The following is a 25,963-nucleotide window of genomic DNA, read 5'->3' as shown; positions in this document are numbered from 1 at the left end:
TTTTTATCACGCCTCTAGGCTTAGGCCACACTATTTGGACAAAATTCATGCAAGGCGATGAAACTAATCGTTAGCACGTCGGTCTGAACTACTCGCCCTCCCCTTGGGCGCCCCAAACACAAAGGCCTTAGCTGATCCGCAGGCAAGATCCAGAAAACGGCGATTGCGCTTGTCAGCATGGGGAATGCTTGGGTATCATGGCCGACAGATTTTTAGGGAAGTAGCGCATTCAATGACCATCAAAAAACATAGTATTACTCTATTAGGCGCAGCGGCGCTGTCTCTTTCATTAAGCGCATGTAGCGTATTTGACTGGCTGATCTATAAGCCAGATGTGCCGCAAGGCAACTACATGGAGACGCAACAGGTCGAAAAACTCAGAATCGAGATGACCAAAGAGCAGGTCGAATACATCCTGGGCCGTCCCGTGCTGCGCGACAGCTTCTCTGACGATACCTGGTACTATGTTTATCACTACAAGAGTGGTCGCGATGCCAGCATCACCCACAAAGAACTGGTGCTGCACTTTACCAACGACAAGCTTTCTAGCGTCGATGGCGACTATGAACTGGCGGCCGACTTTAACACGCCGCTGGATCAGAGCTCGCTGCCAGAACTTGGCGCACCTAAAGGCGATCTGGTTCCGCTGAACCCAGAGCAGCGCCCGGATACCAAACCACTCGTTGAAGAGAAAAAAGCGCAAGAACTCAACGAAGTTAAAGAATTTGAATAAAGGCGATGACTAGCACCAGGCCTGTTTTAGCGCCTGGGCTTTCAGACGAAAAAAGGGTCCTAAGCATTGCTTAAGACCCTTTTTACTATCTAAATTCTGTTCTCGCTCGCGGCCAGATAAAACCTGGTTAACTCACCTTGGCCCCTGTGGTCTTATTGGCCCGGCCTTCACTCTTAGCCTTTTCGGCCCGTTGACGACGCACATCTTTAGGATCGGCAATTAGCGGGCGATAGATCTCTACTCTTTGCCCTGGATGCAACACCTCATCATGCTTTACGGCGCGGCTGAAAATACCTAATTTAACCTTTTCCAGATCGATCTCAGGAAAGAAACGGCAGATATCACTCTGTTTCACCGCCTCGATACAGCTAGTGCCCGGCGGCACCATTACACTGATACGCTTCTGCTGGGTCGGCAAGGCATAAATTACTTCAACGGCAAACTTATCTTGATCGCTCATCTTACATCCTAGGGAGACTAAATAGCTGTTAGCTGTAAATCACTTTGGCGCGGCTGGTAAAAGCGGTCACCATAGAAGACATGAGTTCCTTGAACACCTTGCCAAAGGCCATATCCGCTAGCGAACTGGAAAACTCGAAGTTAAGCTCAAAGTCCACTTTGCAGGCATCTTCCGTCAGCTCGGTAAACTCCCACTGACCATGTAGATGCTTGAAGGGACCATTCTCTAGCGCCAGCTCAATCCGCTTACCTGGGATCACCTGATTACGTGTGGTAAAGGTCTTACTTATCCCCGCCTTAGAGACATCGACCGAGGCCACCATGGTTTTACCATCGAACTCAAGCACCTTACCGCCAACACAACCCGGCAGAAACTCCTTGTAGGACTCCACATCGTTGACTAACTCATACATCTGCATGGCACTAAAGCGCACTAATACGCTACGGGAAATCTTGGGCATATGACTGTTTAACCTGAAACCTTGGCCTTGACACCATAAAGCAAAAAACTGATTTTAACATGCTCGAATGAACGGGTCACCTCACCCTGCACTGACACCAAGCTCAAAAAAACACCATCTCGACCCGTTTACGCAGGCAAATTATACAAATAATCACGCGAGCCAATTCCAAATTGGGTAACCGCGCGTATAATAGCCCTCCTATGGCTAAGAAAAACGCAAAAAAATCAAAGAATCCACCGGCGACGATTGCACGCAATAAACGCGCAAACTTCGACTATAAATTTGAAGAGAAATTTGAAGCCGGCTTATCCCTGATGGGATGGGAAGTGAAATCGATCCGAGTCGGAAAGGTAAACCTGTCTGAGAGCTATGTGTTCCTCAGAGATGGTGAGGCCTACCTGTTTGGATGCACCATCACACCGCTCAATACCGCATCGACTCACGTGGTATGTGACCCTATGCGCGATCGTAAGCTACTGCTCAACCGCAGAGAGCTTGATAAGCTGCAGGGCTTGGTCGAGCGTCAAGGTTACTCTATCGTGCCTATCTCCATGTATTGGCGCAAGAATGCCTGGGTAAAGCTCGAAATCGGCCTGGGTAAGGGTAAGAAAGAGCACGACAAGCGCGACGACACCAAAGAGCGCGAGTGGAAGATTGAAAAATCTCGTACCATGAAACATGCCGCACGATAATAACCGCTGTTATTCAGCGACTTGTCTGGCATAAAACGTACGGATAACGAACAAACGATAGTAGCCCCCGTGATTAATCCTTGGAAATCGAGGACAACGCGGGTTACAATCGACATTGTACTGGGGGCGATTCTGGATTCGACAAGATTCACGAAACCCTAGGAGCATGCCGAGGGGCGGTTGGCCTCGTAAAAAGCCGCACAGTTATAGTTGCAAACGACGATAACTACGCTCTAGCAGCTTAGGCTAGCTAGCCATCTTGCTCACGTTTCTCAAATGGGCAGAGTATTAAGATGGTCACCTTTACATTTGATAGCGAGGGAACCATGTTCAGGGGTGAACCGCGAAACAGTACTGAACTCGCCAATAACAATCCTGTCTTTCGGAGTGTTGTTGGTTAACCAATAGAAAGACTAAGCATGTAGCGCCGAGGATGTAGGCTTTTTGGACGCGGGTTCAAGTCCCGCCGCCTCCACCAATATAAGGATTAAAGACGTCTCAGGACGTCTTTTTTTCTATCCAGTGCAAGCTAGAATCAACAACTTAGAGTCTACTAACGTCTTATAACGTCTCAGGAAAGCTTGAGGTTTTTGTAACACCTAATGTAACATCAGACCAAAATACGAATCTGGGTGTTACAATTATGGGCAATACCACTAAACAGCTCAGCGCAACTCAAGTCGCCAACGCAAAGCCAAAGGACAAAGAATACAATCTCTCCGATGGCAGAGGATTATCACTCAGAGTTAAAACCAGTGGCTCCAGATTCTGGCTATTAAACTACACTCGGCCCATAACCAAAAAGCGAGCCAACCTAGGCTTAGGTACCTACCCTGACGTATCGCTGGCGGAAGCGAGAAAACGAAGAGAAGCCGCACGTGAATTACTTGCTCAAGGTATTGATCCCCAGCACCACCAGCAACAACAAAAAGAAGCTATAAATATCGATGCCAAGAACACACTGAGATCGGTAACTGACAGTTGGTTTGAGATAAAAAAGCAGAAGGTCTCTGAAAACCATGGTCAGAAGCTATATCGACGTCTTGAGATGTACCTGTTCCCAGCACTGGGCGATACGCCGATCAGCTTGCTAACTGCTCCCCAAGTCATTCAAGTGCTCAAACCCGCCGAAGCAAAGGGCAATGTTGAAACCTGCAAACGCGTGATTAGCTGGTTAAACGAAGTTATGACCTTTGCAGTCAATACTGGCCTAATACACTCAAATCCATTGATTGGTATAGCTGCTGCCTTCGGTGTCCCAGAGAAACGGCAAATGCCTACTCTCAAACCAGCTGAGCTGCCTGAACTAATGGAGGCATTGTCATATGCCAGCATAAAACTGACAACTCGCTGCTTAATTGAATTTCAGCTTCACACAATGACTCGACCAGCAGAGGCGGCAGAAGCGAAATGGCAGGAGATAAACCTAGATAAAGCCCTTTGGGTAATACCCGCTGAGCGCATGAAGATGAAGCGTGAGCATATCATCCCACTAACGCCTCAAGTCATCGCACTATTAGAGCGCATGCAACCAATTAGCGCCCATTTAGACTATATCTTCCCCGCAGATCGTAACCCTAAAAACCATACCAATACCCAAACAGCCAATATGGCTCTCAAGCGGATGGGCTTCAAAGGCCGCCTAGTTGCTCACGGCCTGCGTGCATTAGCTAGTACTACGCTTAATGAACAAGGATTTGATGCGGAGCTGATAGAAGTATCACTGGCTCACGTAGATAAGAACACAGTAAGAGCAGCGTATAACCGCGCAGATTACATTCAGCGACGCAGAGAGCTTATGTGTTGGTGGAGTGAGCATATTCAAAAAGGAATGTAGATCTAGTCTAAGCTAGCAATTCAATACCGCTTGCCTGTTTACATTATGCCACTAAAAAGCACATAAAGCATTAATTTAAATGATTTTTAAAACAGAAAAACACTTATCCCCTGATATACTACTAAAATCTAGTAACTCTAATAGTTGAAACTAAAACTGACTCATCTATGTAATCAAATGTTTAATACTAACTAAGCTAAAATTTGCCCTCCCACACCTTTGAATTTTTCAACGAAAGCTGAACTTTATTGAAATGATTCTACTGATTTAATAGCCAGTTAGGTCAAACATCTGCGCGCTAAATGTGGAGTTAGGAGCATCACAAGTGTAGTATCAAGCCTAAAATTTAATGAATAGGTCACAGCAGCTCTATCTGATGGCCAAAATAATACGCTTTCCACAAAAATCAAATTTTCATTCTAAGGAGAATCCGATGACTGCGCTGGAAAAACTGCTAGCAGAATATCGCCAAGTATCGCGATCGGAACGTGAAAAAGGGACTTACTTCGAAGAGCTGATCCAAGCATATTTCAAGAATGAACCAACCTACGCTGATTTATACTGTGATGTTTGGATGTACAAAAACTGGGCAAAGGAATATGACCGTGACGGAAAGGATGTTGGTATTGATTTAGTAGCCAAAACACGTGATACCAATGAGTATCATGCGATTCAATGTAAATGTTATGACGAATCCTATCGCCTTCAAAAAAAAGATATAGACAGCTTCTTCACCGCTTCCGGACAAGCACCATTTAGTCATCGGATTATTGTCTCAACCACCAATAACTGGAGTTCAAACGCTGAAGCTGCATTGATTGGTCAAAATCCCCCTGTCACAAGAATAGATCTACAAGCCCTCGAAGATAGCGTAATTGATTGGTCAAAGTACCAGCCAGACACAACCGTTCAAATTAAGGTAAAAAATAAACCTCGCCCACATCAGCAAACAGCAATCACCAAAGTGAAAGAAGGCTTAGCAAAAGCCGAACGCGGAACCTTGCTTATGGCATGTGGCACAGGTAAAACCTTTACCTCACTTAAAATTGCTGAAGAACTAGCTGGGGCAGGGAAACGAGTATTATTTCTTGTGCCAAGTCTATCCCTCTTATCACAAACGCTCACCGAATGGACACAACATTCTGAAGTCCCGCTCCATAGTTTTGCCGTCTGCTCTGATAGCGACGTTGGTAAAAAACGTAACGCGAATGAAGATACTGTTCAAACGTTTACGCATGAACTCCGTTATCCTGCTACAACAAATGCCAAGCGGTTAGCTGAAGAAGTTGCCAAACGCCAAGATTCAAGTCACATGAGCGTTGTATTTAGCACGTATCACTCTATCGAGGTTATCGCTAACGCCCAGAATGAGTTTGGACTAGCACCATTTGACTTGATTATCTGCGACGAGGCACATCGGACTACAGGTGCAACCTTTGCAGGTGAAGATGAGAGCGCCTTCGTCAGAGTACATGACAAAAAAATCATTCACGGCATAAAGCGCCTTTACATGACAGCAACACCTCGAATCTATGGTGAAGCAGCTAAAGCTAGTGCGGATAAAGGTGATGTCGCTCTGGCATCAATGGATGACGAAAGCCTCTTTGGTAAGAACCTACATACTCTCACATTCTCAGAAGCAGTGAGTCGCGGCCTATTGTGCGATTATAAGGTCATTGTGCTCACTATGGACGAACACCACGTAACACGCCGTATTCAAAGTCTGCTAAAAGATGAAAACAACACAATCAAAGTTGATGATGCTGCAAAAATCATTGGTTGCTGGAAAGCCCTCAGTAAGCACCAGATGAAAGAAGGGCTTGAGCTTGACCCAGAGCCAATGAAACGTGCAGTGGCTTTCTGTCAGGTGATTGAGCGAAACACAGGCAAGACTCATAAGGTGAGTTCAAAGCAAATTGCTGAAATGTTCCAAGCCGTAGTCGAATCCTACCAAGAACATGAAAATGATGCTGACGACCTTGTATGTGAAGTACAGCATGTCGATGGCAGCATGAATGCCACCGAAAAGGAATCCAAAATTAACTGGCTTAAAGCTCAGCCAGAAGAAAATAACTGCAAGATCCTCAGTAACGTTCGTTGTCTATCTGAAGGTGTCGATGTTCCAGCCTTAGATGCTGTTTTGTTCCTAACCCCCCGAAATTCACAAGTCGATGTAGTGCAATCTGTTGGACGAGTGATGCGCAACGCCCCCGGTAAGGTTAGAGGCTACGTCATATTGCCAGTAGTGATTCCAAATGGCATGTCACCAAATGAAGCACTAAATGACAACCAAACCTATCGAGTAGTTTGGGAGGTGTTACAGGCGCTTCGCTCCCATGATGATCGCTTTGATGCCATGATTAACAAGCTTGATCTAACTGGTAATGAGCCGAAAAAGATGGAGATTGTTGCAATCAATGATCGCACTGTAGCGGCCTATAAGGGACAAAAAACCAAACAACGCAAAAAAGCTGCTCTAGTTGGCAAAGCCAAACAAGGTCACATCATTGGTAGCAAGAAAAGCACGCCACCATCTCTTCAAGGAGAATTAGCACTTGATTTTGAGGTCGGTGAAATCGAGCGTGCTTTAGTGGCAAAAATTGTCGACAAATGCGGTAATCGTCACCACTGGGAAGAGTGGGCGAAAGATATCGCCAAAATCGCACAAACGCACATTAGCCGGATCAAGACCATTGTAACTTCACCTGAGAATAAAGCAGAAAAAGCGGCATTCAAGGCATACGTTGAAGAGCTACGTGATGACCTAAATGATGCGATTACTGAAGAGGAAGTGATTGAGATGCTGGCACAGCATCTAATCACCGAACCTGTTTTTGAAGCACTTTTTGAAGGCTATAGCTTCAGCCAGAGTAACCCTGTTTCTCAGGCAATGGATAAGGTTGTTAAGCTACTTCACGAGCACAACCTAGACAATGAAGCCGATACCCTAGAAGGGTTTTATGCCAGCGTTAAGATGCGGGCAGATGGTATAGATAACGCGGCAGCTAAGCAGAAAATTATCGTTGAACTTTACGATAAGTTTTTCCGCAATGCTTTCCCTCGTCTTACCGAGCGGTTGGGTATCGTTTATACACCAGTCGAAGTTGTGGACTTTATTATTCATAGTATCAACCACTTGTTAAAAACTGAATTTGGGCAAGAGCTTGGCAGTGACGGCGTTCATATCCTCGACCCATTTACGGGAACAGGAACATTCATCACTCGCCTGTTACAAAGTGGTTTAATCAGCCAAGATCAGTTACCTCATAAATATGCCAAAGAAATCCACGCTAACGAACTTGTGCTGCTTGCTTATTACATTGCAGCAATCAACATTGAGGCCGTTTATCATAGCCTGGTCGGTGATGATTATAAGCCATTTCCTGGTATCTGTTTAACTGATACATTCCAAATGTATGAGCATGAAGATCGCATACAAGATCGTTTAGCTGAAAATAGTCGCCGTCGCACTGCTCAACGGAACCTTAAAGATATTCGTGTCATTATGGGCAACCCGCCATATTCAATTGGTCAGCGTAGCGAGAACGATAACAACGATAATGTGGAATACCCAATTCTTGATGCTCAATTGGCTAATACCTACGTTAAAAAGTCAAATGCGACACTATCCAAAGGAATGTACGATAGTTATATTCGTGCCTTTCGCTGGGCATCTGATCGACTTGGAGAGCGAGGGGTTGTTGGATTTGTGACAAATGGCGGGTTCGTCGAAGCCAACACCTCAGACGGAATGCGGAAGTGTTTAGCAGAGGAATTCTCAAACATTTGGATATTCCATTTACGTGGTAATGCCAGAACATCAGGAGAGTTAAGGCGTAAAGAAAAAGACAATGTATTTGGACAAGGGACTAGAACACCTATTGCAATTACTTTATTGGTCAAGAACCCTGATGCAAGTAAGCACGGCCAAATTTATTTCCATGATATTGGCGATTATCTCTCCCGTGAGGAAAAACTGGCAAAAATTGCCGATTTTGTAAGCATTGCAGGTATTAGTGAAAATGATGGTTGGACAAAGATCGTGCCAGATACTCACGGTGATTGGCTTAATCAGCGTGATGATAGTTTCAATGAGTTCATTGTCTTAGGTGCAAAAGGAAATAGCTCTTCAGCAATTTTTGATAACTATACTCAAGGAGTACTAACTTCGAGGGATGCTTGGTGTTATAACCCAAGCAAAAATACTGTTGCCCGAAATATGGAGAAAATGATTAATTTTTATAATAACGAGGTTTCGCGTCTTCAGGCAACATATCCAAATAAATCACCTAAAGAACTTGCCAATGTTGTTGATCAATTTGTGAATTCTGATTCAACCGAAATTAGTTGGTCTAGGGCTCTCAAAAAGGAGCTTACTAAGTGCAGGCAATTTATGTTCCGTTCTCATTTTATGGTTAAAAGCCTTTATCGTCCGTTTACTAAACAGTGGGTATATTTTAATCGCAATTTTAATGAAATGGTCTACCAGTTGCCTAAAATATTTCCAAATCAGTCAAGCGATAATATCGTCATCTGCATTTTGGGTTCAGGAAGTAAAAAAGAATTTTCTTGTATCGTTTCAGATTTGCTTCCTAATTATGACAATCTAGAAAAAGGACAATGCTTCCCGCTTTATCTCTACGACGAAGATGGCTCAAATAAACGTGATGCGATTACGGATGATGGTTTAACGCACTTCCAAAGCTATTACCCAAGCTTATCATTAAGCAAAGGGGATATTTTCTATTACATCTACGGCCTGCTGCATAGTGGAGAGTACCGTAACCGCTACGGCGATAACTTGAGTAAAGATTTGCCACGTATTCCACGAGTGAACAAGGCAGAAGACTTTCTTGCCTTTAGCCAAGCTGGACGAGCTTTGGCGAAACTTCACCTCGACTACGAATCTGCTCCTTGCTACAAAGCAACCTTAGATAGCTCCGCCAATGAAGATAGCCACTATCGCGTGCTTAAGATGAAGCATCCGAAAGTAAAAGTGAATGGTAAGAGTGTCAATGATAAAAGCACCATCATCTATAACGACCGTATAACGATTAAGGACATACCAGAGAATGCCTACCGCTACGTGGTCAATGGCAAACCTGCTATTGACTGGGTAATGGAGCGCCAATGCGTCAAAACTGATAAAGCTAGCGATATAGAGAATGATGCCAACCTATGGGCAGCAGAGACAATGAACAATCCGAAGTACCCTTTGGAGTTAGTACTTAGGGTGATCACGGTAAGTCTGGAAACCATGAAAATTGTGGATGCACTACCAGCATTACACTTTGACTAAGGTACATTTAAATACCGGGGCGGTAAAGACAGATTTGCCGCCCTATTTGATTTTTAAATCTGTATAGCTACATATCTAGCACTTCAAAAATTGTGCTGATTCAGACTTCCTTAAGACTATTTTAAATATGCATTATACCACTATAGCTTATTCCAGTGCCTTTTCACCGTGGCAATACCAATACCTAATGCTTCAGCCGTTTTAGATTGAGATAGGCCTTCCGCCTTTTTTGCCTGAACCAAAGCGGTAGTGTTATGCGCTACTGGCCGACCGAGCTTTTTGCCTTCGGCTTTAGCTCGTACAAGGCCTTCTTTTGTACGCTCTCTTATCCGGTTTCGCTCGAACTCAGCATAGGCTGAGAACATCTGCAACATTAGCTTGCCCTCAGCACTTGATAGATCAGCTACGGGTAAATCGAGGCAAACAACCTTGATGCCCTTCTTCATCAGCAAGTTAATGGTGTTTTGTACATCTATGTTATCTCGACCTAGCCTGTCGAGCTTAAGGACCACCAGCATATCACCACTTTCCATCTGATGATTGATTAGCATCTTAAACTTTTCGCGCTTCATCGCTTCGACAGAACCTGAAACCGTTTCGCTGATAACCCTGGAATCATTTACCTCATAGCCCTTCTGTCGAATAGCTATAATTTGATTTTCTGTAGTTTGCTCAGTCGTTGAAACCCGGCAGTAAGAAAAGATACGCATTATTCACTCACATCTGTAAAAGGTATCAAATATCTGGATATCATATAAATTTGGAATCATAAAATCCACACCCTAATTTAATGGTACCATTAATAAAGAGAAAAGACTGGTATCAATATACGAATGTTTATTGATACCAGCTGTTTAGGTCGATTTGCTAGCTTTTAGTTTGCCGCCATCATTTTTTGAAACTCCATGAACTGCTTAAATTGGTCTTCCATTTCCGGCGTGGTCTTCTCAGCAGGCTTTGACAACTTACGCAACAACTCGGCTTGTTTGTAGTCAGGCACATCCCCGTAGCTATAAAAGCTGGTCAACACGCTTTCATGCCCTAGGTTTTGACTCCACGCTTTAAACTCTTCAGGTGTTCGGCACAGATTTTCACCAAGCCTGACCAACGTGTTACGAAAGCTATGGGGGTTGAAATATGGCAGACCAACAGCCTCAAAGGCTTGTTTGAAAACTTTACGTATAGGGGTAGCATTACTCCAACTCTCTTTAAGCAAGCCAACCGCTGTAAACTGTTGATTGTCGTTGTGTGCCAACTTAGTCTTGGGAAACAACGGATCATTTGGCTTATACCCGAGGTCTTTAGTCAAACACTCAAGCCACTCTGCCAGAATTTGTGACGGCAACTCTCCCACGGGGAAAAAGTAAGTGACAAACGTTTTACTGAACTTGGTCTTAACCTCCCTAGCATCCTGATAGAAGCTTTGTTCAGCAAGATCAACATGCTTGATCTTAACCGAAGCAACCGCCCCATCTCTGGCGCCAGTCAAGAGAACGAATGCAAGTAACGCTCTATCACGCTTTTCTAATGCAGTCTCACTAGGCATCGCTTCCAAGGTCTGCAGAATTTGTTCAATCGTTGCCACGTTTCTTTTCCGCTTGGCATTGGCAATACGGGTATCTTTTTCAGACAGGTTGAAGTACTCAATATCGCTGTAGCTGATTTTCGATCTATAGCCTTTCTGGGTAACCAAATACTGGAAAAACATCTTCAAGTGACGAGTTGCCGTAAGCACCGTAGCCTTACTTAGTTGATCTCCTGTTACGCATGATTTTTGGCCGAGAAGATGCTTCTTAAACCCTATGGCATGCTTCGCCCGAAACCTATTGAAATCTAGATAGCCCGTATACTCTTCAAATCGGTTAATTGACTTCAACGCACCATCAATTGTTGAGTCATCTTGGCGTCTTGCATCCCTCAAATACTTGATGTAATCATGCAAAATTCGAACATTATTCGTACTACTCTTTTTCATGATCAAATCCCCCCTTTAAAGGACAATTTAAGAGAGCTTTTCCTCCCAGGTTTAAGTGTTTTTCAGCTATCGGTAGTTTCCCCCCGAGATCACTCCAAATTGCGTTTACATTGCGCCATGAAACATACTTATTTGCTTTGCTTCCACACACACTACAACGCCCAGCCATTTGAGCCATGCCAGCTGGTTTACCTATAAAACTGACGGACTCAATGTTTGGCTTATTTGATTGTTTGCACATGAAACAATACACCTCATTGGCGGCACATTGGTGCATGTAAGCTTTGCGCTTCCGCTTCAAAAAGATCTTTAGGTCAGCACCTTGTATGAGTAAAGGGCGGGTTTCATCGAAAACTGGCAAACCAGCACGAATCCAGTTACGCACCGTCCTGGGGTGAACTCCCAGGAGTTCGCTAACTTCAATGACCGTATAGCAACGATGAATTTTGATACGGTTAGGGTTGCAACGACTAGTCATTGTCGGCCCCCTTAGATACTGCGATACGCTTATCTAGCCACAGTTCAATATCTGACTGAAGCCAGCCTACAGCTCTGCCGCCAAGTGATATTGCTGGGGGAAAATCCCCAATAGCCATGCGTTTATAGATGCTTGGTCGGGATAAACCGACCATCTCTTTAACTTCAGGTAGTCGTATAATCTTATGAGACATTATAAGTCCTCTTAAGTGGTTAATAGTTCGCTTAAGAGGTTATTGAATTGATGCCTTGTAGAACCTTAATTAAGGAAACACGATCCTTAATTAAGGTTTGTCAGTTCTGTCTATTGTCTATAACAACAGCGACCTGCCTCAGTATATTTCTGATAGTTACTTCGTTTACGGTCATACCTTTGAGTTCAACTATAGTCTGCACTGCTGTAGTCACTCCTCTCTGTGAAGGGTCTATATTCAGCTCATTTAACAATGAACCGATAATCACCAACAACGTATTACGCTCTCTAGTTCCTAATGGTTTTTCGGCCGGTACTATTGAAGATGGCTCACCTTGAAGCGATCGAACAAAGCGTGTGAGCTCGGAAGTTCTAATAACAAATTGGTAACCAACATTTTCAAGGGCTAGGTAATCATCATTTTTAATATAATTACCATCTTCATCTTGCATAAGTGCTTCATTAATTGACATAAACTCATCAAGCTCAGTAGAGCTAAAGCGATCGAATACTAAACCATTATGACTTTCACTAAGGTCATCAATAGTTAGACCCTTTGATTTCAACAGGTTGTCCCGCCTAGATTCTAACGCATTGAAATTATGTCTATTACCCTCTAAATGAAGGCTTTTTTGCAGCTTGTAAATAACTTCAGCACGTTTTAAGCAAAAGCCGTTCACCTCTGGATACATTGGCCCAGGACCACCAACTTCCTCTTGGTGTAAAGTCTCAATCTCCTGAGACTCTGTGCCAATCATCGCTAAGTCCCATACTCCATCAAGTACATGAACCAATTTATCAAAGACAAGAGCGTTACTGTGATCATCTTGATTGCATACATAGTGACCCGCTTGAGCATAGACCTGATTATTGAATCTAACTGACATAATTAGATGCTTATCAAGCACTAACCTGTATAGGTCAGCTAGCAACACTGTCTCCTCAATTAAGTTGGATAGGTGTTTCGCAGCTTCTGCAACCGTAAAATAGTTCTTTAATTTAAATAACTTGCTCATTTTCGACTTTCCCCTTTTACTTGTTCAACAGGTAAGTCATGTACTCTGTCGATCAAAAGCATAAGAATCGACCGCTTATAAAATCCGTTCGGGCAGTAGTCATGGAACACGTTATGGTTACATAGAAGGCACTTTAGGAGTATGAAGAAGTCATTGATTTGGGAGGAAGAGCAGACAAATAAAAGCCCGTTGGCTTGGGCTTAAAGCGAAGGCTTTAGCTTATAATCAGAAAAAGAGATAGGTATATCGACGACTCAATCTGTCAGTAAGATGCCAGCATGCATTTAGCTCAATTAATGTTCAACGCTGGCCTTTATACTCACTTTCTGCAAATATTTTAAATTGGCTCCACGATAGACCCTTTTTATTGTAACACCCAATGTAACACCCCAAATTAACCATCACCTATAAAATAATAAAAAACAATCAACTAATGGTTTTATTTGAGCCCCGCCGCCTCCACCAATAAAAACAAAGGGTTAGCGGAAACGCTAACCCTTTGTCACATCTGAATGACGGCAAAGTTGCGGCAACAGAATACAACTACCGCTCTTTAAGTTGTCATGAGTCTTGTGAAGAATCTTTAGGGCTAGATCTATTCAGTTTAAACAGAAAAACAGATACGCCTGCAAATCTAGCTGAAGTCTGTAGGATATCCTCAGCTATCAGTTTTCCTTCAAATACGAGGTAAATACCTAAAACAAAACCGACTAGAGCAACGGACAGAACGAGGGATGCAAAAATTTGATATCTTTTCATAATAAGCCCACCAATGAAAAACATTACGAAGCTCAAATAGAAGCAAAGGGATTAAAACACTCTCATTTGCTACTCAACTTTGAGCTGTTAAATGCATTCATCGATCAGACTCAATAGGTATCACGATAAATCGACCTGTACATCGTACATCTAAATTCTTATTAGTTTTGCCTGATTTCGTCAAGCTTTCTTCAAAAAACCAGGTTAAACATCGTTAACGTAATCTATTATCATCCACTTCATCAATGATTTACTTAATTCAGTTTTATTTCGATCTAACTTACTGTTTTTAATCGCTTAGATCTTTACCGCTGTTTTTAGCACATTCAGCTGCCCCCCCACGTAAACGAGACGAAACCCAGCAGCCATGCGGCCTTGACTAGCCTTTCACCTCTAAAAGCGCCTGTATGAAACTGTAAAACACTGAAATTTACTTCGATCCTTTCAGATCTTTGATCACTTAAAAGTCCTAGGCGTGGCGCTGACTGCACCAATGAACTGCAATAATCTAAAACTGAAAAAAAATTAAGGTATAAAGCGCGCAGGGGGGTGAGGAAGAGTGCGGATTTCGTGGCGCAGATTCTCTGTAACGCTGGTTTAAGTGAAGAAATTACTTCACATCAAGTTTATCTAGGTTTGGGTCTGGTTGAGCTAGAAAGCTGCGCCAACTGTACCACTTATCTACTAGATGAGTGGTACAGTTGGCGCATGTTAGTCGAGGGACATTTACTTGGTGATCGGGTCCAGTCTGCCTTTTTCACTTTAGGCCTGTGATAACTGGCAGCTTAAGTAGCTAGCTTCATCTGAAGCATTAGAGGGGTCAATGAAATGCGCGCCATTCTAGTTACTTTAAACCTACCATGAATTAGCTTTGTAAAAAGTAAGCTATTAGCTAAACTCCAATACAATGCTATAGCTAACCTGCTTGCACATAGCTACCTCACAATCGACATGCTGTAAGGAATAGAATAACTAATCGCAAGAGTTATCCTAGTCAATAAGCTTATGATAACACAGTGGAATATTGGCAATTGATGACAACAACAATTGCCCACCCACACTAACAGAGCGAACGTTAAGCCGCTACTGCAATGCGAGCCCCTATGGTTATCCAAGTATTGAGTCAACTAATGCTTGTTCACCCAGAGATCAAACTCGGCATGACTCAGGCAGTAATAAGGGCCCGTTTGACAGCATGATCGCTGTACCAATAGCCTATATTGTCGGTTTACCCTATAGCTCAACCAATGCTTCTTCCGCTGTAGCACTTTGGGGCGCATGCCACGGACGACTTGATTTGCCATTACTCTTACGACCAACCGTTCAGCTCTTTTGGTTATCTTGCAAGAAGCCTTGGATATTACGAGTTGAACATCCAAATCACCTAGGGTGACGATACGTTGATGACTCATGCCGCCCCCAGCACCTGAGTCGCACTAACGTAGCGCTGGGCAAATTTTACCGCGTCAAATCCAGTTTCCGCCAAAGCCACATCAATCGGGGTGGTGAGTAATGGTCGGCTTTTGAAGTATCCCTGTGCCTGGTCCCCATTTTGGAAAAAAGCACCATCGGGACTAAGCATTAGATAGGAGTTAGTCATTGAATCATTATTCTCAACCGACATGACCTGCTTCACCGCTTGGTGCCGCGCCACAAAGGCTTCAAACTGCGGGTCACGGATGGTTTGAATAGAATCAAATACAGGAAGAACACGCAGTACCTTCCACTTATTGGGCTGAAGAGCTGTTATTAATGCCGTAAAGTCCTCCTCGACATTAAATTGGTTCACCACTGTGTTAATTTTCAGCTCAGTAGTTGGCGATTGACGCTTAACTTGATGAAAGATAGATTGTAAGCGCGCCGCTGACAATACCTTACCAGACGCCGTTATCCGCCCAATTTTTTGCTGACCTCCTATATGGCACGAGTCGTAACTAATCCCCAATAATTGCAATTTATGGCTGTGTTCTATGATGAATTGGTCGCTGATTAAATGACCGTTTGTGATAATCGACGTCTTAAAGCCAAGTTCGATAGCATAATCTAATGCTTCAATGAATAGCTGCTTCAACAGCAAAGGTTCGCCACCAGCAAAATTAAGCCGTACGCTTTGATATTGAAGTTGTTGCTGAATGGGATTTGGAGAAAGAAAGTAATCTGCCAATCTACTTAGCACCAACTTCATATCGTCCAGGTTTCGATGAAGTTCGTTGGGTTTCGCCCATTTGGCGTAACAGTAATGACAGTCGTAATTGCACTTTTCAGTGATGTGGTAGTTGATAACTAACTGGTTTGCTTTGCTCATAACACAACTCCTTATGGTAGACAGGAGTAGTGTTAATTTGTGCACTGCACAAAAAAGCGTTATGTCAGTCCGGTAGCAAACTTAATAGCGCATTAAAATTTTGTGCCTCTTGATACTCGTTACGCAGCCGTTGCACCAATCCGACCAACGCCAAATCACTTTGTAACAATTCCGGCTCCAGTTGATCTGCAAAGTTTATAGCAGCGCTGAGACCATGCTCTACCAAGCACAACAGTATATTATCTTTATGGCAGAGCAACAGACGCTGTGATCTTAGCAATTCATACAAAAGGCCGGTATTTCGAAGAGGCATGTCCATTTGTGGTAAACGCTGGGCGTCAAATGGGCATCTTAGGCGCAAGACCCGCAGATTGAATGTCTCATCCCGCATTTGGTCAAGAAATTGCTGAGCTGCTTCCGATAACAGATCAACCGTATTTACCGCCTGAGCCTTCAGTACAATCTCTTCACACAAGTTAGCGCTGGCCATTCGGGTAGCCGGAACCTCTAATATCGCTTTAACATATTGGGTATCGTCAAAAAAGGCATCCAACACCAACGCATTGAACAAACAGTCGACAGCTTGGGGCTTCAACCATTTTTTTCCTCGTTTATCCATGCTCTGATCGCTAAATCCATCATCTACTATGAGTGATGATGGGATAACCCCGTTTCGTAGATAGCTGTTGGCCTTGGAACGCAGTGCTTCGCTACCTTCAAGGCCAAACAACTGCTGTACCGCCTGATTGGTATTGACTAACGACATACAACCTTCTCCAACAAGCTGGCCTCAGTATATGAGCGATCAAGATTGACCGATGCTATCGCTTCCGCAGCAAGATACACAGACTTAGCATAGGAGTAAGAACAGGTACTGTTGGCATGCATTATTGCCCCCAAACAATAACCGGCACGAAAACTCTCCTCTTTTGAGGTAGTGAGAAAAGCACCAAATCGGGGTTCCTCGCGCTTTTTATATAACTCGGTATATTCCTGACACGCGTAAATCAAAAACTCTGCGCTACCGGGTTTAGCGTTAGAATTGACCAGCGCATAACTTGATTGGCTAAACAACATCAGTAAACTAAGAAAATAACCAACAGGTTTCATTGAGCACCTCCCGCATTTACCGAGTCACCCTGTCCGATAGCCAAATCTCCCTTCTCATTGCTCTGGTTAAGGTCATCCGTTGGCTTATTCGCAGCCTTGCCGGGATCTGCTTCAACTGCCACAGCGTTATTGCCGTCTATGTCGGCAACCCAATAATAGCTATACCCCAGTGTTATCAAGATCAAAAGATAAACAGCCAAATCCAGCAACGGCATGTCAGTATAATCATTAAAAGTTAACTTATTGGCTTTAGCAGCGATCCTCAACACAAAAAAAGCAACCAAGCTAACTTGTGCTTGATGCACAAAGGGCATAATGATTTTACGCACCAGAGGAGCATCACTTCGGTAACACAGCTTTAAATAATGAAAGACAAACAGTACTAGTCCAACAAAAAATAGGGTTTCGGCCAAATCCAGCTCAGACAATGAATATGAATATTCGAATATCTTTTTTGTCATGAGTAAACTCAGGGCAATGCCGAGTAAAAACATAGTCAATAGCCACAACCACTTCACTAAAAATGTCACTCCGCGCCCAATTCGCGCGGCGAGACTGACTTGTTGCGACTGATTCTGGTTTTGCTGAGTAGTTGTATTTTGCCAAGCACTGTCATTTTGATTCGCGCTGCTACTTTGCGATGCTGAGTCGATTTGCTGCATAGGTTTTACCAATGTCCATTTTTGTTGTCCTAACTTAAGTGATATCCGTAATCTTTGGCACCTAAGGTCATTTGACTGGAATTATGCTTTGTTGATACTCATTGTCAATCCTGGTCATTCTTATAAGATAACAAACAGTTACCGACACCTAACCTAAGCTAAACACATTTTTTAGCTAGCTGTATTAGTAACAAAAGAATGAGACAGCAACAGCACTTATCGTACCTGTTCGAACTTTCGCGGAAATCATGCCTGATAGAGTTAAATAAATTATTAGTTAAAGCAATCGCAAGCAATAGACAAAGGACTAAGCAATAACTAGATTATGTCTGAACGCGATTCACCAGTGAGATACTGAATTGGCATTTATGGAGAGTATGGGTTGAGCCCGAAATCCAAGCTTGGCCGCTTTGCCATGGACTACATTCCATAAGGAGTAGTTGTGAATCCTGATTGAAAGCATTCCGTTATGGGATCTTTCGGCCATAGTCATGCAGCCAATAGCAGACAAGTGGCATAAATTCAGGATCATAATTATGCCTATCAAACAAACTCAGGCTAAACCCGAAACAGCTAAGTTCTACAAAAGCATCTCTTTCGAAACATTGGCCGCATCTTGGTTCCAAATGGATGGCTGGGAAGTGTTTCTCCCCATGGCCGACCATGGCAGTAAGACTGACTTAGTTATTTCGGATGGCAGCTCGTTTTATCGAATCCAAGTAAAGTCTCTCGATACTCATAAAGAAAACGTCATTGTCCAGTCACAGTGGGATGGGGTCGATATCGATTATGTGCTGTTCTTTTCAAGATACGGTCAATGGGGTTACATCACCCAGCCATTTACAGGAAAGGTTAAACTTAATCAAAAAGGTCATTTACGATTCCATCAAAACGGCAAAAATTTTAATAGGATGTTTGCGCGCATTTAGCGAGCCCCCATTAATCATGATTTTTAGTAACACTAGAAATCAAGATTTATAGTCAGGTACATGACCACACTAAACTCTTTTGGAAGTTTATGATATCTCTCATACGTGCGATTTCTTTATTAAATTTTTAAATGCCACTTTGCGCCAACTTTCAAAAACATACTCCCTATGGAATTCCAAATATTTAATATGCCCACACTCAAATTTTCTTAATACTTTTAAGTCAGAACGAATAATTCCCAAATATATTTTATCAACATAATCCAAACTTTCTGAAATAATGATACTCCCATTATCGTCAAATGATATAAATCCAGCATCAAAAGCAGAATCAAGCCCAGGCATTAGTAACAAGCCATTATAAACATCCAAACGCTCATCATCATTACTATCCATCCATGGTTTAATGTGGGATGCTTTTAACAATGAGAGGTTTTTACTATTAGAAATAGAGCATCCTCCCCAGTAGTCAATAAGCTTTTTTCTGAATTTATTTTGACCTATTCGGCTTTTTGATGACGTTTCACACTCGGTTTTACTTGCATCAACATTAGACTTATAATTATCATCTACCTCTTTTAAATTATTAAATTTAAAAATCATTTCCTCGACATTGGATATTGTAAAGTTTACAAACTCATCAGACTGATTAAATATGGATTTTAGGCGTGTGACAACATATTCAATTTCTTTTGGTTTTGAGTCTACTCGATTCGATCTTGTTTGATCCCATTCATCTATCTCCAGAAAGCATTCCTTATCTGCAAGTATCATTCTGTCATCATTCAATAAGAGAGCGGCACCAATTTCTCCATCAAACCAGATTGCACAGAAATATGGAATTCCATAATTTACTTTATGTCCGTCCCCATCGTATACATCTCCGCCTGAACCAAACAAATGTGAGGCACCTTTATCCCCAATTAATGCGTTCTCAACAGAGGTAAATTGTTTATGTCTTCTCCAAGCTCTGTTGGCACTGCATGCTCTAAAATTTATCGCTGATGTATTTTTTAAAAATATTTCGCCCCAAGAAACCATGAACTTATCCCTTTTTTATGTAAATATTCTTGACTCTACTGTTCCTTATCTCAGAATTATCTACCAATCTTCCATACACTCTTACTTGTAGTAACTTAAATTATACCTTCTCCAACATGCTGTCCAATTTTTAGCCGACCGAACGTTTAGGTACACCAATTGGTACACATTTTATTTTGATAGATATTAAAAACATTAAATATCAATTAAATACAAAAAAATTCAGATGACGCCGCCCCACCAACATCAGGTTAGCGATAACCTTCAAAAGCCGCTAAGCCCTACCAGAGGGGATTAGCGGCTTTTTTGTGCCTATCACTTTTTAAGTCTGTCAATAACAAAACCAATTTACGCTTTCATATCAGATATTAAGCACAAAAAAGGCCCCGACAAATCTTGTCGGAGCCTTTAATATTGATGCGCTATCAATCTAGATCTTAGTTGCCTATCTATTGCACTAAACCAGAAATTAGACTGAGTTTAACACTTCACCAGTGACTGCTCGACGCTTTGCATCTGACTGGCCAGCTGGGTGTAGTCATCCAGCATGAAGTTGATGTGTCCTAGCTTACGGTTGGGCTTGGCGGCCTTGTTGTACCAGTGCAGGCTGGCATTACTGCTGAGCACCTCCATTGGTGGAGCAGCTACGCCCAACAAGTTAAGCATACCTGTCTTGCCAATGGCGGATGTGGCGCCCAGCGCGAGTCCGGCGACGGCGCGGATGTGATTCTCAAACTGGCATGTCTGGGCACCGAGCTGAGTCCAGTGACCGCTGTTATGTACCCGAGGTGCTAACTCATTCACCAGCAGCTTATCACCCACCACAAACAGCTCCATGGCGAGCACGCCCACATACTCTTGGGCTTGCAGCAGTTTGGTCATATAGGCTTGTGCCTGCTGCACCATCTCTGCGTTTAATCCTCTGGCAGGCGCCATTGAGCGCACCAGAATCCCGTTTTGATGTTGGTTTTCGGTGAGGGGGTAACAGCTGACCTCACCGCTTGCACTACGCACACCGATAATAGACACCTCGGCGTCGAAGGGAATCCATTGCTCAGCCAAATAATGGCCTTGTTTCAGCTCTGGCGATACCTTCGCAAGATCCTCATCACTGCGCACCATCCATTGGTTCTTGCCGTCATAACCCTCATCGAGCGACTTGATCACCATGGGGTAACCCAGTGTCTTGGCACTCTCTTCGAGGCTGACATCATAGGTAAAGGGGGCACAGGGAATGCCGAGCTGGGCTAGTAGCTGCTTCTCATGAATGCGGCTCTTGCACTTGGCGATGCTGTCGACATTTGGCCGTATGGTGCAGTGGGCTTCGAGTGCGCGAACTAGCTCCAGATCCACCTGCTCCTTCTCGACCGTTATTACTTCCGGTTTTCCCAAGGCTTCATAGAGTGAGCTGACACTCTCCCCTGGCTGCCAGGACGCAACAGGCCCCAGGCCTTCGACGCAGCTGAGATCCGTATCTGGGCCGCCATCGGCGACGAAGCTAAATTTAAGCCCTAAGGGAATGCCCGCCAGCGCCATCATGCGCGCCAGCTGACCACAACCGATAATGCCGATGCGCATTATTCCACCTCCAGCGGCACACCTGAGGTTTGGCTTGCACGCCAGTCACACAGACGCTGGGTCAGCTCGCTATCGCCCAGCGCTAAGATTTGCGCCGCCATCAGGCCTGCGTTGAAGGCGCCTGAATCGCCAATTGCCTGGGTGGCTACCGCAACTCCTTTGGGCATCTGTACGATAGACAGCAGGCTGTCCATCCCTTTTAGCGCCTTGCTCATCACGGGCACCGCAATCACAGGCAGATGCGTCATGGCCGCCGTCATGCCCGGCAGATGCGCCGCGCCGCCCGCACCGGCGATGATCACCTCTATGCCTTCATCGGCCGCACCATGGCTGAAACTCACCAGACGCTCTGGGGTACGGTGCGCCGATACGACCTGTTTACTGTAGGCGATACCCAGGGCATCGAGGACTGTGGTGGCATTTTTCATGGTCGGCCAATCGCTCTGTGAACCCATGATGATTGCTACTCTTGCTTTGTTCATATGTGCCTCTTAATTTGATAACCAATTGGTGAACAGCGCATAGGTAGGTATGCCCACCAATACGTTGAACGGAAAAGTAATTGCCAGTGAATAGGTGATAGACAGGCTCTGATTCGCCTCGGGAATCGCCACTCGCATGGCCGCCGGCACGGCGATGTAAGAGGCGCTCGCCCCCAGTACCGCCAGCAGGGTTGCCCCGCCAGTCGACAAGCCAATCTGTAAGCCTAAAATGCAGCCCAGCAAACCGCCAACCAGGGGCATGAAGACGCCGAATGCCAGCATGAAGTTCCCCATCTGCTTGAGCTCTTTTAGGCGGCTAGCGGCCAGCATCCCCATCTCGAGCAGGAAGAGCGCCAATATACCGTGGAACAGATTAAAGAACAGCGGTGTTACCCCCTCGATGCGCTCGGCCCAGAGATAGCCGATGATCAGCGCGCCGACGAGCAATACCAGGCTCTGGTTGCAAAACACCTCGTGAATGAGTGTGCGCCACTTAAGATTGGTGCCCGAACGTCTGGCCAGGGCGATACCCACGGCGATGGCGGGGATCTCCAGCAGAACCACAAACAAGGGGAAATAGGCCTCGTAGCTGATATTTTGCGTCTCGAGAAACGCCACGGCTACCGCGTAGGTGCCAATACTTACCGAGCCATAATGGGCGGCGATAGAGGCCGCATCTTCGAGCTTAAGTTGCCCCACATAACGCAGGATGGGAAAGGCGATTAGCGGCAGAACAAGCCCCAGACAGATCACTAGTAGAGACTGGGGCAAGAGCGCGATAGAGCCATATTTTGCCAGTGCCACGCCGCCCTTGAGGCCGATGGCCAACATGAGAAACAGCGTGAGGCTTTGATAGAGCGCCTTGGGAAACTGTATATCCGAGCGGATTAGGGTCGCGAGTGCCCCCAGAATGAAAAAGGCGATGGTGATATCTAGCTGCATCTTAGGCGCCCTTCACTTGCAGGCGAGTAGCGGGCTTTAAGCTGCGACGCTTAGACGACAGCTTAGACGACAACTTAGCAGCGATAGAGACCAGGGTCAGAGAGAGCAGACCGAGACCGACAACCAGTAACCCCATACCGTTGTGCCCTTCCCTCATGGTCGCAAAAGCGAGAGTGGTCACGATCAGGCCCACGACTACGCTAAAGAGTGACTGTTTTTCTGCCTGGATAAGTTGAGTTAACTGTTTCATAAGATCCCCCGTTTACGACTGATACCGCGAAAAATTCGGTGTTCTTGCAACTGGAGCGATCTTGCCAAAAACAATTTATATATAAAAATAGATATTTTTGTGTTTTTATATAGATAAAAATCTATATATGGAGCGACCATGTCTCTCAGACTTCAGGCACATCTCGGTACCCTCAGGCAGATGGAGATCTTGCTGGCCGTCTATGATAGCGGCAGCGTCAGCGGCGCCGCCGAGACCTTGCACCTCACTCAGCCCACCATCTCGATGCAGCTCAAGAAGCTCGCCGACGTGATAGGTTTCCCGCTCTATAACATAGTGGGGCGTAAGGTGGTGTTTACCGAGGCAGGGCTGGAGGTAGTCAAGTCGGCCACAGAGATCCTCGACAGCTTTGCCCGCCTGGAGATGTCCTTATCGGACATGGGGGAACTAAAGTCGGGTACCCTCCGCCTGGCGGTGGTGACCACCTCAAAATACTTTATTCCCCATCTGCTCGGCCCCTTCTGCGAACGCTACCCCAATGTCGCGGTGCAGCTCAATGTCGGCAACCGCCAGCAAATCATCGAGCGCCTCAAGCAGGGGATTGATGACTTTTATGTGTTCAGTCATCCACCGGGGGATATCAACACAGAGAGCATAGAGTTCTTCAACAATCCTCTGGTGGCCATAGCCCCCGAGAATCATCCCTTCGTCAGTCAGGAAGGCGTCTCACTGGCAGAGCTCTGCGAGGCGCCCTTCTTGATGCGTGAAAATGGCTCGGGCACACGCTTGGCGATCGAGCGTTTCATGGCTAAGCAGGGGGTGAAGCTAAACGTGAAGATGACCATTGAAAGCAACGAGGCGATCAAACACTCGGTCATGTCGGGGCTGGGTGTCAGTATTCTCTCAGCCCATACCCTCGCCTTTGGCGGCAATACCGGACTGGCGCAACTCAATGTGAAGGAATTGCCGATCAACTCTAACTGGTATTTTCTCTGGCTGAAATCAAAACGCCCCTCGGCGATCGCCCAGGCCTTCTTGACCCATGTTGAAAGCGAGGGCCGTGAGATGCTGCTTACCGAGCTCGCCAAACATAAGCTATAAAAAAGCCCCATAGAATGGGGCGTTTTATTGTGTCCTGGTGAATACCTAGAGCCTGTTGATCTTAAAAGCTTATTGCTCTTAAAGACTTATTGATGCGCCTTTTTGCAGGCATTTATACAAGTCTTAGGCATTGGACATTAGGCATTTGGCATTAGGCATTAGGGGATGCCACAATAACAGCCCCCCATAGGCAATGGCCGACAAACCAGGCTTACGGATTATTCTAGACTAGGCCTAGCGTAACCCCTTGTTACCAAGGTGCTTCAGGTGACTGTGGCCAGCCAACACCAGTAAACCCGCGAATATCCCCAGATTCTTAATGAAATTTTGCATCTCATGTGCCGCTTCAAGCCCTTCGAAATGCCAAAAATCATGCAGTGTAACGTTAATCAGTAACACCATCATAGCTAACAGCGAAGCAACCACTGACGTATAACGGTTTAACATTAAACAGATACCCGCCACAATCTGGCTAACGCCGGCACTGGCAAGCAGCAGGGGAATTAGCACCATGTGATGTCGCTCCATTAAGGCAACATGCATATCCCAACTGACAAACTTCATGATCCCAGGGACGAGAAAATAGAGCGCTAGCATGATACGCCCAACTAAGATCCCCGCAGAAGCGAATCGTTCATCCATCGAATGACTCTTCATAACTTGCACTTACAAAGACTCACCATTAACCATTAGCCCTACGTCAATGTTGTTACGCACGGCATTAGAGTATGGGCAAACCTGATGGGCCATCTTGACCAATTCAACAGCCTGCTCCTGAGGTAGTGACAGTTCAACGTTGAGCTTAACGCTCAGTCCAAACCCACCTTCGGCGCGGGCGCCTATGCCAACTTCGGCCGTAACCGGCGCCTGAGTCAGCTTCACCTTAGCCTCTCTCGCAACATGCAATATGGCGTTAGAAAAACAGGCGCTATAACCCGCGGCAAACAGCTGCTCTGGGTTGGTCGCCTCACCGGTTCCACCCATCTCCTTAGGATAGCTTAGGTCTAGCGACAGTTTACCATCGTCGGTGGCGACTCGGCCGTTACGGCCGGCACTGGCAGTAGCACTGGTTTGATATAATGTCTTCATCTCATTTTCCTCGCTCAATTTTGATAAAATAAATTGCACACAATTTAACTAGGACTATTTATAGCAAACAATAGAGTGTTGCGCAAATAAATTGTGCGCAATTTAAATAAAAAGACTCGATGGCGATTATTGGTTAAGCCGATTAGCGCCAGCCCACAAGCCAGATATCACTGTCTTTCAGTGAACGCCAGTCGATAGCGTATTGCCTGCCACTATGCAGGGCCTCGATGACGCAGCCTTGGACATTTCGCTGCTCGTCATAATCCACCTCGGTCACTATGAAGTGTTTCTCACGCGCCTGTGGCGTTACTTTTGTCCATTTACTCTGGAGCAGTTTCTTGGGATGTAATCGATTCATAAATAGGCCTACGACAATAGCCGCCCTAGGGATCACTCGACGGGCGTTAAAGTTTAACTATGCCCCGCTGCTATTGCCCTCCTAAAGACGATAACTTTTAATAGAAAGTTAAACCTCACGTTCACCAGCTCTTGGTATTGCTAGCCTCATGGTATTGTTAACCTCCTGGTATTGCTGACCTCATGGTCTCACCGCTTAACATTGGGCTTAATCATGCTATCTACAAACATTCT

Annotated in this window: 26 protein-coding genes and 1 other RNA gene; 7 read left to right on the top strand and 20 right to left on the bottom strand. The window is 44.9% G+C overall.

The genetic code is table 11. The features are described 5' to 3' along the window. The first annotated feature begins 232 nt into the window (after positions 1 to 232). A complete protein-coding gene (locus DB48_RS12235) occupies positions 233 to 733 on the top strand; it encodes an outer membrane protein assembly factor BamE (RefSeq protein WP_041510528.1) in 501 nt (166 codons plus the stop codon). A gap of 127 nt (positions 734 to 860) precedes the next feature. Here DB48_RS12235 and DB48_RS12230 read toward each other — a convergent pair whose 3' ends face one another. Beyond that, on the bottom strand, positions 861 to 1,193 hold the full coding sequence (locus DB48_RS12230; protein WP_041510527.1) for an RnfH family protein: 333 nt from the start codon (positions 1,191 to 1,193) through the stop codon (positions 861 to 863). A 28-nt stretch (positions 1,194 to 1,221) separates the two neighbouring features. After that, positions 1,222 to 1,653, bottom strand: coding sequence for an SRPBCC family protein (locus DB48_RS12225; RefSeq protein WP_041510526.1), 432 nt, complete (start codon positions 1,651 to 1,653; stop codon positions 1,222 to 1,224). 203 nt (positions 1,654 to 1,856) lie between these two features. Between DB48_RS12225 and smpB the strand changes: the two genes are divergently transcribed. The 4 genes from smpB (at position 1,857) to DB48_RS12210 (ending at position 9,484) form a co-directional block, all read left to right on the top strand. Next, positions 1,857 to 2,348, top strand: a complete 492-nt coding sequence (gene smpB, locus DB48_RS12220) for an SsrA-binding protein SmpB (RefSeq protein WP_011865070.1) — start codon at positions 1,857 to 1,859, stop codon at positions 2,346 to 2,348. A gap of 122 nt (positions 2,349 to 2,470) precedes the next feature. Next, positions 2,471 to 2,826: a transfer-messenger RNA gene (gene ssrA / locus DB48_RS19920) on the top strand. A gap of 165 nt (positions 2,827 to 2,991) precedes the next feature. Continuing rightward, positions 2,992 to 4,185: an integrase domain-containing protein gene (locus tag DB48_RS12215; protein WP_041510525.1), complete on the top strand. Its 1,194-nt coding sequence runs from the start codon at positions 2,992 to 2,994 to the stop codon at positions 4,183 to 4,185. A gap of 433 nt (positions 4,186 to 4,618) precedes the next feature. After that, positions 4,619 to 9,484 (top strand): DEAD/DEAH box helicase, encoded by a 4,866-nt coding sequence (locus tag DB48_RS12210; RefSeq protein WP_041510579.1) that lies wholly within the window; start codon positions 4,619 to 4,621, stop codon positions 9,482 to 9,484. Positions 9,485 to 9,624: 140 nt separating this feature from the next. On the opposite strand, the gene DB48_RS12205 is transcribed toward DB48_RS12210, so the two are convergent. The 10 genes from DB48_RS12205 to DB48_RS12160 all read right to left on the bottom strand — a co-directional run bounded on the left by DB48_RS12205 (position 9,625) and on the right by DB48_RS12160 (position 17,981). Then, the gene (locus DB48_RS12205; protein WP_041510524.1) at positions 9,625 to 10,194 is read right to left on the bottom strand and encodes a recombinase family protein; all 570 of its coding nucleotides are present in this window, start codon (positions 10,192 to 10,194) and stop codon (positions 9,625 to 9,627) included. Positions 10,195 to 10,358: 164 nt separating this feature from the next. Then, positions 10,359 to 11,459, bottom strand: coding sequence for a tyrosine-type recombinase/integrase (locus DB48_RS12200; RefSeq protein WP_041510523.1), 1,101 nt, complete (start codon positions 11,457 to 11,459; stop codon positions 10,359 to 10,361). Next, positions 11,446 to 11,937 (bottom strand): helix-turn-helix domain-containing protein, encoded by a 492-nt coding sequence (locus tag DB48_RS12195; RefSeq protein WP_041510522.1) that lies wholly within the window; start codon positions 11,935 to 11,937, stop codon positions 11,446 to 11,448. Before DB48_RS12195 ends, DB48_RS12200 begins: the two co-directional genes overlap by 14 nt. Next, positions 11,930 to 12,130, bottom strand: coding sequence for a helix-turn-helix transcriptional regulator (locus DB48_RS12190; RefSeq protein ID WP_033538542.1), 201 nt, complete (start codon positions 12,128 to 12,130; stop codon positions 11,930 to 11,932). The genes DB48_RS12195 and DB48_RS12190 overlap by 8 nt, the downstream gene beginning before the upstream one ends. Positions 12,131 to 12,230: 100 nt before the next feature. Beyond that, positions 12,231 to 13,145: a hypothetical protein gene (locus DB48_RS12185; RefSeq protein WP_041510521.1), complete on the bottom strand. Its 915-nt coding sequence runs from the start codon at positions 13,143 to 13,145 to the stop codon at positions 12,231 to 12,233. A 1,886-nt stretch (positions 13,146 to 15,031) separates the two neighbouring features. Beyond that, positions 15,032 to 15,316, bottom strand: a complete 285-nt coding sequence (locus tag DB48_RS20620) for a ParE family toxin-like protein (protein ID WP_443018650.1) — start codon at positions 15,314 to 15,316, stop codon at positions 15,032 to 15,034. Further along, on the bottom strand, positions 15,313 to 16,209 hold the full coding sequence (locus DB48_RS12175) for a viperin family antiviral radical SAM protein (RefSeq protein ID WP_052813773.1): 897 nt from the start codon (positions 16,207 to 16,209) through the stop codon (positions 15,313 to 15,315). Before DB48_RS12175 ends, DB48_RS20620 begins: the two co-directional genes overlap by 4 nt. A 64-nt stretch (positions 16,210 to 16,273) precedes the next feature. Next, positions 16,274 to 16,975 carry a hypothetical protein gene (locus tag DB48_RS12170; RefSeq protein ID WP_041510519.1) on the bottom strand — a complete coding sequence of 234 codons (702 nt, stop codon included), beginning with the start codon at positions 16,973 to 16,975 and terminating at the stop codon, positions 16,274 to 16,276. Continuing rightward, positions 16,966 to 17,319, bottom strand: coding sequence for a hypothetical protein (locus DB48_RS12165; protein ID WP_041510518.1), 354 nt, complete (start codon positions 17,317 to 17,319; stop codon positions 16,966 to 16,968). Before DB48_RS12165 ends, DB48_RS12170 begins: the two co-directional genes overlap by 10 nt. Further along, complete coding sequence (locus DB48_RS12160) at positions 17,316 to 17,981, bottom strand: hypothetical protein (protein WP_041510517.1); 666 nt, start codon at positions 17,979 to 17,981, stop codon at positions 17,316 to 17,318. Before DB48_RS12160 ends, DB48_RS12165 begins: the two co-directional genes overlap by 4 nt. Before the next feature lie 536 nt (positions 17,982 to 18,517). Between DB48_RS12160 and DB48_RS12155 the strand changes: the two genes are divergently transcribed. After that, positions 18,518 to 18,910 (top strand): group I intron-associated PD-(D/E)XK endonuclease, encoded by a 393-nt coding sequence (locus DB48_RS12155; RefSeq protein WP_041510577.1) that lies wholly within the window; start codon positions 18,518 to 18,520, stop codon positions 18,908 to 18,910. Between the two features lie 99 nt (positions 18,911 to 19,009). Here DB48_RS12155 and DB48_RS19705 read toward each other — a convergent pair whose 3' ends face one another. From DB48_RS19705 to DB48_RS12130, 5 genes are all read right to left on the bottom strand, one after another. Continuing rightward, on the bottom strand, positions 19,010 to 19,951 hold the full coding sequence (locus tag DB48_RS19705) for an HNH endonuclease (RefSeq protein ID WP_052813772.1): 942 nt from the start codon (positions 19,949 to 19,951) through the stop codon (positions 19,010 to 19,012). Between the two features lie 480 nt (positions 19,952 to 20,431). Beyond that, a complete protein-coding gene (locus tag DB48_RS12145) occupies positions 20,432 to 21,529 on the bottom strand; it encodes a 5-(carboxyamino)imidazole ribonucleotide synthase (RefSeq protein WP_041510516.1) in 1,098 nt (365 codons plus the stop codon). Beyond that, positions 21,529 to 22,011 (bottom strand): 5-(carboxyamino)imidazole ribonucleotide mutase, encoded by a 483-nt coding sequence (purE, locus tag DB48_RS12140; protein WP_011865050.1) that lies wholly within the window; start codon positions 22,009 to 22,011, stop codon positions 21,529 to 21,531. Before purE ends, DB48_RS12145 begins: the two co-directional genes overlap by 1 nt. A 9-nt stretch (positions 22,012 to 22,020) precedes the next feature. Further along, complete coding sequence (locus DB48_RS12135) at positions 22,021 to 22,953, bottom strand: sodium-dependent bicarbonate transport family permease (RefSeq protein ID WP_041510515.1); 933 nt, start codon at positions 22,951 to 22,953, stop codon at positions 22,021 to 22,023. A 1-nt stretch (position 22,954) separates the two neighbouring features. Continuing rightward, on the bottom strand, positions 22,955 to 23,203 hold the full coding sequence (locus tag DB48_RS12130) for a hypothetical protein (RefSeq protein ID WP_041510514.1): 249 nt from the start codon (positions 23,201 to 23,203) through the stop codon (positions 22,955 to 22,957). Between the two features lie 138 nt (positions 23,204 to 23,341). Here DB48_RS12130 and DB48_RS12125 point away from each other — a divergent pair, with 138 nt between their 5' ends. Then, on the top strand, positions 23,342 to 24,283 hold the full coding sequence (locus DB48_RS12125) for a LysR family transcriptional regulator (protein WP_041510513.1): 942 nt from the start codon (positions 23,342 to 23,344) through the stop codon (positions 24,281 to 24,283). Between the two features lie 234 nt (positions 24,284 to 24,517). On the opposite strand, the gene DB48_RS12120 is transcribed toward DB48_RS12125, so the two are convergent. The 3 genes from DB48_RS12120 to DB48_RS12110 form a co-directional block, all read right to left on the bottom strand. Beyond that, on the bottom strand, positions 24,518 to 24,925 hold the full coding sequence (locus DB48_RS12120; RefSeq protein WP_041510512.1) for a DoxX family protein: 408 nt from the start codon (positions 24,923 to 24,925) through the stop codon (positions 24,518 to 24,520). Between the two features lie 24 nt (positions 24,926 to 24,949). Further along, positions 24,950 to 25,372: an organic hydroperoxide resistance protein gene (locus DB48_RS12115; protein ID WP_041510511.1), complete on the bottom strand. Its 423-nt coding sequence runs from the start codon at positions 25,370 to 25,372 to the stop codon at positions 24,950 to 24,952. Positions 25,373 to 25,514: 142 nt separating this feature from the next. Beyond that, positions 25,515 to 25,730: a TIGR02450 family Trp-rich protein gene (locus DB48_RS12110; RefSeq protein WP_041510510.1), complete on the bottom strand. Its 216-nt coding sequence runs from the start codon at positions 25,728 to 25,730 to the stop codon at positions 25,515 to 25,517. Positions 25,731 to 25,963 lie beyond the last annotated feature (233 nt).

Source organism: Shewanella sp. cp20, from assembly GCF_000832025.1.
Lineage (GTDB): Bacteria > Pseudomonadota > Gammaproteobacteria > Enterobacterales > Shewanellaceae > Shewanella.
This window is presented reverse-complemented; position numbering and strand designations above follow the sequence as displayed.